Here is a 13,646-nt window from a genome sequence, read left to right on the forward strand (position 1 = left end):
GTTTTGCTATTCGTGAAGGTGGTCGTACTGTTGGTGCCGGTATCGTCTCTAAGATCATTGAATAAATAATGCTTGTTAAAGGGGTGTTAAAAGTATTTTAATTTTGAGAGTTAGGGGTATAGCTCAGTTGGTAGAGCGGCGGTCTCCAAAACCGCAGGTCGCGGGTTCAAGTCCTGCTGCCCCTGCCAAAGGGGGATTTTACATATAAGGGAGTGGATTTTGCTGCCTTTTTCGCTTTTTTTGATATGGGGCTTGTTTTTTTGTGTGTGAAACGGTATTGAATAGAAAGTAAGGAAATTGCATAAGTCTGAAAGTTGGCTTTTGCATTTTTTTTCTGTTTATTTTGTTCTATAAAACACAATAGGACTAGAGAGAGTATAGTGTGACGATGGCATCTAAAACCAATCCGATTACCTTTTTGAAGCAGGTTTATGCAGAAACGATTAAAGTGAAATGGCCTACACGTCGTGAGACGGTTATTTCTACTATTATGGTTTTGTTGGTAACTGCATTGGCTTCAGCTTTCTTTTTTATTGTGGATCAGGTTATGCATTTTGGTGTTTGGCGGGTTATTGATCTTCTGAAATATCTTTTTAGTTGAGAATGTAAGGAAGTGTGACTGTGGCAGCTCGTTGGTATATTGTTCAGGCATATTCAAATTTTGAAAAGAAAGTAGCGGAAGCTATTGATAAGGAGGCAAAGCAGAAGGGACTTGATCATCTTTTTGAAAAGATTTTTGTTCCAACAGAGCGTGTTGTAGAGGTTCGTCGTGGACGCAAAGTTGATACTGAGCGAAAATTTTTTCCTGGTTATGTTCTTGTTCGTGCTGAGTTAACAGATGAAGTTTATCATCTTATTAAGAATACGCCTAAAGTGACAGGTTTTTTAGGATCGGATGCGCGTCCTGTTCCCATTTCTGATCGAGAGGTTGAGCAAATTCTCAAACAAGTTCAGGAAAGGGTTGAGTCTCCAAAGTCTTCTGTATTGTTTGAGGTTGGAGAGCAAGTTCGCGTTGCTGATGGTCCTTTTGTTTCGTTTAATGGAATTGTTCAAGAGGTTGAAGAAGAGCGCTCTCGTCTTAAGGTTGAAGTGCTTATTTTTGGGCGTCCTACGCCTGTTGATTTGGAATTTGGTCAGGTTGAAAAACTCTGATTAAACTTAGAGTAGTTTTTATTACTTTAAGAAAGGAGTGGGAGGTGATTTATAGCTTTTGTCGGCTTAATGATCCGAACCACGTGACTGCAAGCGGGTGACGGGCAAGATGAATTGTCAGTATACCAGTGAAATTAAAGGCAGATTGTTATGGCAAAAAAAAGTATAGGTCAGCTTAAGTTGCAGGTCCCTGCAGGAGCTGCTACTCCATCTCCACCGATTGGTCCAGCTCTTGGGCAGCGTGGTATTAATATCATGGAATTTTGTAAGGCGTTTAATGCAGCGACACAAGAAATGGAAAAGGGGGCACCGATTCCAGTTGTTATTACGTATTACCAAGATAAATCTTTCACATTTTCTCTCAAGACGCCTCCTGTATCATTCTTTTTAAAGAAGGAAGCAAACCTGAAATCTGGCTCAAAAGAGCCTGGTAAAGTGTCTGTAGGAAGCATTTCTCGCGATAAAATTCGTTCGATTGCGGAATCAAAGATGAAAGATCTTAATGCAAATGACATTGAGGCAGCGATGCGTATGGTTGAAGGTTCTGCTCGCTCGATGGGTTTGGAAGTGGTGGGCTAGTATTATGGCAAAAGTAGCAAAGAGAATAAAAAATATCCGAAAAGATATCGATTTTAGTGAACTTTACGCTTTAAAAGATGCTGTTTTAATGGTTAAGGAGCGTGCCGTTGCTAAATTTGATGAAACAATCGAAATTTCAATGAATTTGGGTGTTGATCCTCGTCATGCTGATCAAATGGTTCGAGGTGTTGCTCATTTGCCTAATGGAACAGGAAGAAATATTCGTGTTGCCGTTTTTGCTCGTGGGGATAAGGCTGAGGAAGCTAAGGCGGCAGGAGCTGATATTGTGGGTGCCGAAGATTTATTTGAAAGCGTTAATAGAGGGACTATAGATTTTGATCGTTGTATTGCAACACCAGACATGATGCCTCTTGTTGGTCGTCTTGGTAAGATTCTTGGTCCACGGAGTTTGATGCCCAATCCCAAAGTTGGTACTGTAACACTTGATGTTGCTGGTGCTGTCAAAGCGTCTAAGGGTGGTGCTGTTGAGTTTCGTGTTGAAAAAGCCGGTATTGTGCATGCTGGTATTGGTAAGGCTTCTTTTGGTGTTGAAAAAATCGTAGAAAATATAAAAGCCTTTGCAAGTGCAGTTATTAAAGCTAAGCCGCAAGGTGCAAAAGGTGAGTATATTAAGCGCGTTGCTGTTTCTTCGACTATGGGGATTGGTGTTAAAGTTGATCCAGCAACAGTTCGTTCAGAGACAGTATAAGCTGATTTATAATTTTGTTTTGGGGTATGTGAACATCAAAATTGTATTTTAAATGCTGGTTTTGATCAGCTAGCTATCTAAGCTTTATAGAGCTTAGGTTGTACCGGAAGAAATTCCGGAATATCCTGTCCGAGATTGTAGGTGATACTTTTAAGTATCTTAATCAAAAAAGCCTGCATGAGACTGGGGTAAAAACTGAGAGTTAAAAGACTTAAAGGGTTTGAGCCAAGGTTGCCTTTGAACGCTGTGCGTGAAAAAGGGGACAGGATCCTCATCGGTGACATGAAGTATTTTATGTTATCAAAGGTAACCAACAGGTTTGTTCTAAGCAAATCTGTTAAATGGAGAGAGACAGTGAATAGAGCGGAAAAACGCGAATTTGTTACATGGCTTAACGAGGCTTTTCGGAAGTCTGGTTCTGTTGTTGTTGCACATTATTCCGGTCTGACAGTTTCACAGATGAATGATCTGCGTTCGAAAATGGGTGAAGCTGGCGGTGCCGTTAAGGTCGCCAAAAACCGTCTTGCTAAAATCGCTCTTCAGGGCACGGAATCTGAATCGATAGTGGGTTTGTTTACCGGACAAACACTTATTGCTTATTCAGAAGATCCAATCACAGCACCAAAAGTTGCTGTTGATTTTGCGAAAAGCAATGACAAATTTGTCATCCTTGGTGGTTCAATGGGTGCAACAAGTTTAAGTGTAGATGCTGTGAAGTCATTGGCTTCATTGCCTTCATTAAACGAGTTGCGTGCAAAACTTGTGGGTATGATTTCTACCCCTGCGACCCGTATTGCACAGGTTGTTAATGCCCCTGCTGGTCAGGTTGCGCGTGTCATTGGAGCATATGCTCAGGAGGATAAGGCGGCTTAAGGCTGTTTGTATTCATGTTTATGGAAAAGCTTTAATGCTTTTCTGTTTTTTTGGATAAGTTTTAATAATGGTTCAAATCTTTTAATTGAAGGAATTTAAAAATGGCTGATCTAGAGAAGATCGTAGAAGACCTTTCTAATCTAACCCTTTTGGAAGCTGCTGAGCTTTCTAAGTTACTTGAAGAAAAGTGGGGGGTTTCGGCTGCTGCTCCTGTAGCTGTCGCTGCTGTTGCTGGTGCTGCTGCTCCAGCTGCTGAAGAAAAAACAGAATTTGATGTTATTCTTGTTGAAGGTGGCGCACAAAAAATTAATGTTATTAAAGAAGTTCGTGCCCTTACTGGACTTGGTCTTAAAGAAGCTAAAGATCTGGTTGAAGGAGCACCCAAGCCTATTAAAGAAGGTGCTTCTAAAGAAGAGGCAGAGAAAATTAAATCTCAACTTGAAGCTGCTGGTGCTAAAGTTGAACTTAAGTAAATTTAATTTTATCGGCGAACATTTATGTTCGCCGATTTTCTTTCTCTTAATACAAAGAGGGAAAATAATGAGTAAAAAACCTTTTCCCAATGGTTTCGTAACAGGAATGGGATAGGTTTGGATTACTTCCCCCTTCATCATAGAGTCAAAGAGATAAATGGCTTATGTTGGTGGGGAAAGTTAATGATGCTCATTATGAGTGTCAAGTGAACTGGTCTGCATATGCAGGTTAATGGTATAAGGCTTTCAAGGTTGGTCTACCTTGAACAGTAAAGATCAAGGAGCGACGATGGCTCAGACTCACGCAATGATGTCTCAATTCAATGGTCGTAAGCGCGTACGGAAATTTTTTGGTAAGATTCCTGAAGTAGCAGAAATGCCGAATCTTATTGAGGTTCAAAAAGCCTCATACGATCAATTTCTCATGGTTGAGGAACCGAAAGGTGGGCGACCAGATGAAGGTTTGCAAGCTGTTTTTAAATCGGTTTTTCCTATTTCAGATTTTTCCGGGACAGCTATGCTTGAGTTTGTAGGTTATGAATTTGATTTACCAAAATTTGATGTTGAAGAGTGCCGTCAACGTGATTTAACTTATGCTGCCCCATTAAAGGTCATATTGCGTTTGATTGTTTTTGATGTTGATGAGGATACTGGCTCCAAAGATATCAAAGATATTAAAGAGCAAGGCGTTTATATGGGCGATATGCCTTTAATGACGACGAATGGTACCTTTATTGTTAATGGTACGGAGCGTGTTATTGTTTCTCAGATGCATCGTTCTCCTGGTGTCTTTTTTGACCATGATAAAGGAAAGTCCCATTCATCAGGAAAGCTTCTTTTTGCTGCTCGTGTTATTCCATATCGTGGTTCTTGGCTTGACATTGAGTTTGATGCTAAAGATATCATTTATGCGCGTATTGATCGACGGCGCAAGATTCCTGTTACTAGTCTTTTGATGGCATTAGGTATGGATGCGTCGGATATTTTATCGACGTTTTATGATAAAGTGACTTATGAGCGTGATGGAGAAGGATGGCGTGTTCCTTATTCTGTGGATCGCTTTAAAGGAATGAAGCTCATTTCTGATCTTATAGATGCAGATAGTGGTGAAGTCGTTGCGGAGGCTGGTAAAAAATTAACAGTTCGTACTGCAAAGTCTTTGGTAGAAAAAGGACTTAAAGCGGTTAAAGTTAGTGAAGATGATTTATTAGGTTGTTATCTAGCCGAAGATATCGTCAATTACGAAACAGGTGAAATCTACCTTGAAGCTGGTGATGAAATTGACGAAAAAGTATTAAAAATTCTGCTCGATGTTAGTGCTGATCAAGTCAATATTCTTGATATTGATCACATGAATATTGGCGCTTACATCCGCAATACTTTGAAGGTAGATAAAAATGAAAGTCGGCAGGATGCGTTATTTGATATTTACCGGGTGATGCGTCCAGGTGAACCACCAACAATCGATACAGCAGAAGCAATGTTCCATTCATTGTTTTTTGATCCAGAGCGTTATGATCTTTCCGCTGTCGGGCGTGTTAAGATGAATTTACGTATGGATCTTGATTGTCCAGACACAGTTCGCATTTTACGCCAAGAGGATATTATTGCTGTTGTTAAGATGTTGGTTGAATTGCGTGATGGACGTGGTGAAATTGATGATATTGATAATCTTGGCAACCGTCGTGTTCGTTCCGTCGGGGAGTTAATGGAAAATCAATATCGCATTGGTCTTCTTCGTATGGAGCGTGCGATAAAAGAGCGTATGTCATCGGTTGAAATTGATACAGTTATGCCACAGGATTTGATTAATGCAAAGCCTGCGGCAGCAGCGGTCCGTGAATTTTTTGGGTCTTCACAATTGTCTCAGTTTATGGATCAAACCAATCCATTGTCAGAAATTACCCATAAACGCCGTCTTTCTGCTCTTGGTCCAGGTGGTTTGACTCGTGAACGTGCGGGTTTTGAAGTTCGTGACGTCCATCCTACGCATTATGGTCGAATTTGTCCGATTGAAACACCAGAAGGCCCGAATATTGGTCTGATTAACTCCTTAGCAACCTTTGCTCGGGTTAACAAATATGGCTTTATTGAAAGCCCATATCGAAAAATTATTGATGGTAAAGTCACAAAAGAAGTTATTTATCTTTCTGCGATGGAAGAAGCAAAGCATTATGTAGCTCAAGCTAATTCTTCATTAGATAGTGAAGGCCGCTTTATAGAAGAGTTTGTTGTTTGCCGTCATGCAGGTGAAGTTTTAATGGCGCCACGCGATCATGTTGATTTGATGGATGTTTCACCAAAACAGTTGGTTTCAGTTGCAGCAGCGCTTATTCCATTTTTGGAAAATGATGATGCGAATCGTGCGTTGATGGGATCGAACATGCAGCGTCAGGCAGTTCCTCTTGTACGCGCTGAGGCACCCTTTGTTGGTACGGGAATGGAATCCGTTGTTGCACGCGATTCAGGAGCTGCTGTGAGTGCAAAACGTAGTGGTGTTGTTGATCAAGTCGATGCTACCCGTATTGTTATTCGTGCAACAGAAGATTTAGATCCTTCAAAATCAGGCGTTGATATTTACCGTTTACAGAAATTTCAGCGTTCTAATCAGTCCACTTGTATTAATCAGCGTCCTCTTGTACATGTTGGTGATAGGGTAGAGAAAGGTGATATCATTGCAGATGGTCCATCTACGGATCTTGGTGATTTAGCTCTTGGGCGGAATGTTCTCGTAGCATTTATGCCTTGGAATGGATACAATTATGAAGATTCTATTTTGTTATCCGAGCGCATTGTTGCTGATGATGTGTTTACTTCAATTCATATTGAGGAATTTGAAGTTGCGGCACGCGATACAAAACTTGGACCTGAGGAAATTACGCGCGACATTCCTAATGTTGCGGAAGAAGCGTTAAGAAACCTTGATGAAGCTGGCATTATTTATATTGGTGCTGAAGTTCAACCAGGTGATATTTTAGTTGGAAAGATTACCCCAAAAGGTGAAAGTCCCATGACGCCGGAAGAAAAGCTTCTGCGTGCAATCTTTGGAGAAAAGGCATCTGATGTTCGTGATACTTCTATGCGTATGCCTCCTGGGACTTTTGGTACTGTTGTTGAAGTTCGCGTTTTTAATCGCCATGGCGTGGAAAAAGATGAACGTGCGATGGCAATTGAGCGTGAAGAAATTGAGCGTTTAGCAAAAGACCGAGATGATGAACAGTCGATTCTTGATCGCAATGTTTATGCGCGTCTTACCGATATGTTGACAGGTAAAGTTGCTGTAGAAGGTCCGAAAGGCTTTTCGGGTAGTAAAAAGCTTGATAGTACAGTAATGGGGCATTATCCACGATCACAGTGGTGGCAATTTGCTGTTGAGGATGAAAAGCTTCAAAATGAAATTGAAGCTTTGCGTAAACAATATGATGAATCAAAAGAAGCATTACAACGTCGCTTTATGGATAAAGTTGAAAAAGTCCAAAGAGGTGATGAAATGCCTCCTGGTGTCATGAAAATGGTGAAGGTTTTTGTGGCTGTGAAACGCAAAATCCAACCAGGTGATAAGATGGCGGGGCGTCACGGGAATAAGGGTGTTGTTTCACGTATTCTTCCCGTAGAAGATATGCCATTTCTTGAAGATGGGACCCATGCTGATATCGTCTTGAATCCACTTGGTGTGCCTAGTCGTATGAATGTTGGACAAATTCTTGAGACGCACCTTGGTTGGGCATGTGCCGGGATGGGCAAGAAGATTGGCGATTTGTTAGAGTTATATCAAGAAACTGGGGATATACTTCCTTTGCGTCAGCGTATTGAAAATCTTATGCCTGATGATAATCATAATGAACCAGTTCGTCAGTATGATAATGAAAGCCTTTACAAATTGGCTTTACAGATGAAGAAAGGGGTTTCAATTGCAACGCCTGTTTTTGATGGAGCACATGAGTCTGATATTAACATGATGCTGGAAGACGCAGGATTAGATAGTTCAGGGCAGGTTACGCTTTATGATGGTCGTACTGGGGAGCCTTTTGATCGTCCAGTAACGGTGGGATATATTTACATGTTGAAATTGCATCACCTTGTTGATGATAAGATTCATGCACGTTCTATTGGTCCCTATTCACTTGTTACGCAGCAGCCATTAGGAGGTAAGGCACAATTTGGTGGTCAGCGTTTTGGTGAAATGGAGGTTTGGGCACTTGAAGCTTATGGTGCTGCATACACTTTGCAGGAGATGCTAACAGTAAAATCAGATGATGTGGCTGGTCGAACAAAAGTCTATGAGGCAATTGTGCGTGGTGATGATACATTTGAGGCAGGTATACCCGAAAGCTTTAATGTGTTGGTAAAAGAAATGCGCTCACTTGCTCTTAATGTGGAGCTTGATGATGCGCGTGAACTTATTGCACAGCGGGCATTGTCTGATACGACAGAATAATAATTCAAGGAGCGCACTAGAAAAAGGCTGCGCTCTTATTACTTTAAGAGGCTCAATAACCTTATTAAGGCTATACAGGTTGTTTTTAAAAGTAAATGTATTTTAAAGAAGATCTGTTATAAAATAAATGAGATATTACAACAGGTTCTAAGAATCTTTGAAGGAGAACAGCATGAACCACGAGGTCATGAATCTTTTCAATCCTCAAGCGCCAGCGCAGACATTTGACTCTATTCGTATTTCTATTGCGAGTCCTGAGAAAATTTTGTCCTGGTCGTATGGTGAGATTAAGAAGCCTGAGACGATTAATTATCGGACGTTTAAACCAGAGCGTGATGGTCTTTTTTGTGCACGTATATTTGGCCCTATTAAGGACTATGAATGTCTATGTGGCAAATATAAACGCATGAAGTATAAGGGCATTATTTGTGAAAAGTGTGGTGTAGAGGTTACTCTTTCCCGCGTACGTCGTGAGCGTATGGGGCATATTGAACTTGCGGCACCCGTTGCGCATATATGGTTTCTTAAATCATTACCAGGTCGTATTTCTACACTTTTAGATTTAACTTTAAAAGATATTGAACGGGTTCTTTATTTTGAGAATTATATTGTAACCGAACCAGGATTGACATCTCTTAAGCTCCATCAGCTTCTTTCTGAAGAAGAATATATGCTTGCTATTGATGAATTTGGAGAAGATCAGTTTACAGCTATGATTGGCGCTGAAGCTATTTACGAGCTTTTAGCTAGTATGGAGTTAGATAAAATCGCTAATGATTTGCGTCTTGAATTAGCTGAAACAACTTCAGAGTTAAAGCAGAAAAAATTGATTAAACGACTTAAAATCGTTGAAAATTTTCTTGAATCTGGAAATAAGCCAGAGTGGATGATTATGAAAACAATTCCGGTTATTCCACCGGATTTGCGTCCATTGGTTCCGCTTGATGGTGGGCGTTTTGCGACATCAGATCTGAATGATCTTTATCGGCGTGTTATTAATCGTAATAACCGCTTGAAACGGCTGATTGAATTGCGTGCTCCTGGAATTATCGTGCGCAATGAAAAGCGTATGGTACAAGAAGCTGTTGATGCATTGTTTGATAATGGACGGCGTGGGCGTGTGATTACTGGAGCCAATAAACGTCCTCTTAAGTCTTTATCAGATATGTTGAAGGGCAAGCAAGGACGTTTTCGTCAGAACTTACTTGGGAAGCGTGTTGATTACTCGGGGCGTTCTGTTATCGTGACGGGTCCTGAATTAAAATTGCATCAATGTGGTCTTCCCAAAAAAATGGCTCTTGAATTATTTAAGCCTTTTATTTATGCGCGGCTTGATGCAAAAGGCTATTCATCAACGGTAAAGCAGGCAAAGAAGCTTGTTGAAAAAGAACATCCAGAAGTTTGGGATATCTTGGATGAGGTTATTCGTGAACACCCTGTTTTGCTCAATCGTGCACCAACATTGCACCGCTTGGGGATTCAGGCTTTTGAACCTATCTTGATTGAAGGGAAAGCTATCCAGCTTCATCCGCTGGTGTGCACTGCTTTTAATGCAGATTTTGATGGAGATCAGATGGCGGTTCATGTTCCGCTTTCTCTTGAAGCACAGCTTGAAGCCCGTGTTTTAATGATGTCAACCAATAATATTCTTCATCCAGCTAATGGAGCTCCCATTATTGTTCCATCACAGGATATGGTTCTTGGTCTTTATTATCTTTCGATTGTTTCTGAAAAAGAACCAGGTGAGGGAATGGCTTTTTCTGATATAGGTGAGCTTCATTATGCTTTAGAAAATAAGGTTGTAACGCTTCATACGAAGATTAAAGGCCGTGTTAAGAATATGGGGAAGGATGGAAAAGAAGTTTCTAAACTTTATGATACGACACCTGGTCGTTTGATTATCGGTGAGCTTTTGCCAAGAAATGCGGATATCTCATTTGATATTGTCAATCAAGAGATGACGAAAAAGAACATTTCTAAAATGATTGATCATGTTTATCGGCACTGTGGACAAAAAGAGACGGTTATTTTTTGTGACCGTATTATGCAGCTTGGCTTTTCTTATGCTTGTCGTGCAGGAATTTCATTCGGTAAGGACGATATGGTTATTCCTGATAGTAAGTCGCGTTTAGTTGCAGAAACAGAAGCTTTGGCTAAGGAGTACGAACAGCAATATAATGATGGTTTGATTACACAAGGTGAAAAATACAATAAGGTTGTAGATGCTTGGGGTAAATGTACAGATCGCGTCGCAGATGAAATGATGAAACGTATTCAAGCCGTCGATTTTGATCCTAAAACAGGTCGTCAACGACCGATGAATTCGATCTATATGATGTCGCACTCTGGTGCTCGTGGTTCTGCTAACCAGATGAGACAATTGGCCGGTATGCGTGGATTAATGGCAAAACCATCGGGTGAAATTATTGAAACACCCATTATTTCAAATTTTAAAGAAGGTCTAACTGTTAATGAATACTTCAATTCCACGCATGGTGCACGTAAAGGACTTGCTGATACTGCGTTAAAGACGGCGAACTCTGGTTATTTAACACGGCGTCTTGTTGATGTTGCACAGGATGCTATTATTTCAGCAGTTGATTGTGGTACCGCAAAAGGGCTTACCATGCAGCCGATTGTTGATGCAGGACAAATTGTTGCCTCCCTTGGGCAAAGAATTCTTGGTCGTACAGCGCTTGTTGATATTCTACATCCTGTCTCTGGAAAGGTTATCCTTGAAGGTGGAGCAATGATTGAGGAAGCTGATGTTGCGAAGATTGAAGCAGCTGGGATTCAATCTGTTCAAATTCGTTCTGCATTAACATGTGAAACACGTCTTGGTGTTTGTGCAAAATGCTATGGTCGTGATTTGGCGCGTGGAACACCTGTTAATCAGGGAGAAGCCGTTGGTGTTATTGCTGCTCAATCCATTGGTGAGCCGGGAACACAGCTTACTATGCGTACTTTCCACTTAGGAGGAACTGCGCAGGTTGTGGATTCATCGTATTTAGAGGCATCTTATGAAGGTAAGGTGGAAATTCGTAATCGTAATGTGGTTCGTAACTCTGAAGGCCATTTGGTTGTTATGGGGCGTAATATGGCTATCCTTATCAAGGATGAGTTAGGAAAAGAGCGCGTTGTACATCGTGTTAGCTATGGTGCTCATATTTTTGTTGATGATGGTGATGTGGTTAAACGTGGCCAACGTATAGCAGAATGGGATCCTTATACACGTCCAATTTTAACGGAAGTTGAAGGCTATGTGGGTTTTGAAGATATGATTGATGGTTTATCTGTCACTGAAACAGCTGATGAATCTACGGGTATTACGAAGCGTTTGGTGATTGATTGGCGCGCTAATCCACGTGGTGCGGATCTTAAACCAGCCATTATTATTCACACGGATAAAGAAGGTGAATCTATTGCTAAATTGTATAAGGGAGGTGAAGCCCGTTATATGATGTCAGTGGAAACTATTCTTTCTGTTGAACTTGGTGCTCATGTTAAGGCTGGTGATGTTATTGCTCGTTTGCCAATGGAAAGTGCCAAAACGAAAGATATTACGGGTGGTCTTCCTCGTGTGGCTGAGCTTTTTGAAGCGCGCCGTCCAAAGGATCATGCGATTATTGCTGAAGTTAGTGGTACAATTCGGTTTGGCCGTGGTTATAAGAATAAACGTCGTATCATTATTGAACCAAATGATGAAACTCTTGAGGCAGTAGAATACTTGATTCCAAAAGGTAAGTTGTTCCACTTCCAAGAAGGCGATCAAATTGAAAAGGGGGATTATATCCTTGATGGGAATCCAGCACCTCATGACATCTTGGCGATTAAGGGAGTTGAGGCTTTGGCATCTTATCTTGTTAATGAGATTCAGGAGGTTTATCGTTTGCAGGGAGTTCTTATTAATGATAAGCACATTGAAGTGATTGTTCGTCAAATGTTGCAAAAAGTTGAAATTACTGAATCTGGAGATTCTGGTTATATTCCAGGTGATAATGTTGATCGTATTGAACTTGATGAAATCAATGATAATTTGATTGCAGAAGGGAAGAAACCTGCATCTGGTAATCCCATTCTTCTTGGAATTACAAAAGCTTCTCTTCAAACGCCTTCTTTCATTTCGGCGGCATCGTTTCAGGAAACAACACGTGTTCTTACTGAAGCAGCAGTTTCTGGTAAAATTGATACTTTGCAAGGACTTAAAGAGAACGTTATTGTCGGTCGTCTTATTCCAGCAGGTACGGGTGGTACAATTTCTCAAATCCGTCGTATTGCTGCAGTTCGTGATGATTTGATTGTAGATGAGCAGCGTAAGTCTAGTAATAACGAAGTGGCTAAGGCTATGTTGACAAATATGACAACCGGGGCTGTTGCTGAATAATTTAAATACAACATCACATAATAAAAAAACGTCTGAATAGAAAGTTCAGACGTTTTCTTATTTCGAAATGCAGAAGTTGTATATTCTCTTGAAAAATATCAAAAATTATAAGGCGATAGTTATTTTTAACATCTTTAGTAGCTTATTGTTTTGTAATGATGCTTATCTTTCTTGTTGCTTCATTTTAAAGTTTTCTTATTTCTGAAGGCAGTATAGAAAGTTTTTTCCCAAGTATGTGAAACTCAAAAAACATATTCAAGGAAAAGAGTTGATTATCTACAAATCAAATAATGATTGATTTTGAATTTTAGGAAAATTTCTGATTGATATCTTCTATAAAGATTTAAAAGGACTTATAATGAAAGATCAATAGTCTTTCTGTAATATAAAAATAATTGATTCTCTACTATACAATGTTTGTGAATGTATTTTCTTCTAAAGTAGAATGCAGAAAATTAGAGATTAAGGTGCTCACTAAGTTTTATAAAAAATAGACATATTTCTTATAACAATGTGATCTATAAAGACAGAATAATAAAATGTACGAATATTATTCAATTGGAAAATTAACACGTGAGTTTTCAATAATAGCTCGAACTTTGCTATGAAGAAGAGGGATTTCTTATCCCTTTTCGGTTTGCAAATACACGGCTTTATACATAAACGGGTCGTCATAAGTTAAAACAAATCCTGTGTACTAAAAGAGTTAAATTTTCGTTGTCTGAAATATCTGATATTTTGACAATGGTTGGAAAACCACCTGATAATGAGAAAAAGCTTAAGAAATTAATTGCAGGAATTCATAAAAAACGAACTGATTTAAAGCAGATGCAGCATGATGTTGATGATCTTCTACAGGATTTAGAACGAATTGAGGAGAGTTTTTTGAGAGCTTAGCGGAGTTGGTGGTTAGACATTGATTATAAATTTATTTTGTCTTCTTTTAGACAAATTTCTTTCTCTTAAAAGAGATAGATTATACTATCTCTAAGGGGAATATTTACCACTGCGTGAAATGTGTAAGTCATTTAAAGAAAT

Annotated in this window: 9 protein-coding genes, 1 tRNA gene and 1 pseudogene; all 11 read left to right on the forward strand. The window is 39.9% G+C overall.

All coding sequences use genetic code 11. The features are described from left to right. Window positions 1-65, forward strand: a pseudogene (locus ACFIM8_RS06390) (elongation factor Tu); the annotation flags it as partial. 47 nt (window positions 66-112) lie between these two features. Then, a tRNA-Trp gene (locus ACFIM8_RS06395) sits at window positions 113-188 on the forward strand. Window positions 189-388: 200 nt separating this feature from the next. After that, complete coding sequence (secE, locus tag ACFIM8_RS06400; RefSeq protein WP_273790652.1) at window positions 389-601, forward strand: preprotein translocase subunit SecE; 213 nt, start codon at window positions 389-391, stop codon at window positions 599-601. A gap of 20 nt (window positions 602-621) precedes the next feature. After that, the gene (gene nusG / locus ACFIM8_RS06405; RefSeq protein WP_273790740.1) at window positions 622-1,152 is read left to right on the forward strand and encodes a transcription termination/antitermination protein NusG; all 531 of its coding nucleotides are present in this window, start codon (window positions 622-624) and stop codon (window positions 1,150-1,152) included. A 150-nt stretch (window positions 1,153-1,302) separates the two neighbouring features. After that, window positions 1,303-1,731: a 50S ribosomal protein L11 gene (gene rplK / locus ACFIM8_RS06410; protein WP_273723157.1), complete on the forward strand. Its 429-nt coding sequence runs from the start codon at window positions 1,303-1,305 to the stop codon at window positions 1,729-1,731. Window positions 1,732-1,735: 4 nt separating this feature from the next. Further along, window positions 1,736-2,440 (forward strand): 50S ribosomal protein L1, encoded by a 705-nt coding sequence (gene rplA / locus ACFIM8_RS06415; protein WP_375607230.1) that lies wholly within the window; start codon window positions 1,736-1,738, stop codon window positions 2,438-2,440. A gap of 354 nt (window positions 2,441-2,794) precedes the next feature. Beyond that, complete coding sequence (gene rplJ / locus ACFIM8_RS06420; RefSeq protein ID WP_375607229.1) at window positions 2,795-3,313, forward strand: 50S ribosomal protein L10; 519 nt, start codon at window positions 2,795-2,797, stop codon at window positions 3,311-3,313. A 101-nt stretch (window positions 3,314-3,414) separates the two neighbouring features. After that, window positions 3,415-3,786, forward strand: coding sequence for a 50S ribosomal protein L7/L12 (gene rplL / locus ACFIM8_RS06425; protein WP_012755028.1), 372 nt, complete (start codon window positions 3,415-3,417; stop codon window positions 3,784-3,786). Window positions 3,787-4,075: 289 nt separating this feature from the next. Next, window positions 4,076-8,224 carry a DNA-directed RNA polymerase subunit beta gene (gene rpoB, locus ACFIM8_RS06430; protein WP_375614670.1) on the forward strand — a complete coding sequence of 1,383 codons (4,149 nt, stop codon included), beginning with the start codon at window positions 4,076-4,078 and terminating at the stop codon, window positions 8,222-8,224. Between the two features lie 172 nt (window positions 8,225-8,396). After that, a complete protein-coding gene (gene rpoC, locus ACFIM8_RS06435) occupies window positions 8,397-12,608 on the forward strand; it encodes a DNA-directed RNA polymerase subunit beta' (protein ID WP_375607227.1) in 4,212 nt (1,403 codons plus the stop codon). Between the two features lie 717 nt (window positions 12,609-13,325). After that, window positions 13,326-13,505, forward strand: a complete 180-nt coding sequence (locus ACFIM8_RS06440; protein ID WP_375607226.1) for a hypothetical protein — start codon at window positions 13,326-13,328, stop codon at window positions 13,503-13,505. Window positions 13,506-13,646: the final 141 nt, after the last annotated feature.

Origin of the sequence: Bartonella sp. AC535YNZD (assembly GCF_042196625.1) — a bacterium.
Classification (GTDB): Bacteria; Pseudomonadota; Alphaproteobacteria; order Rhizobiales; family Rhizobiaceae; genus Bartonella.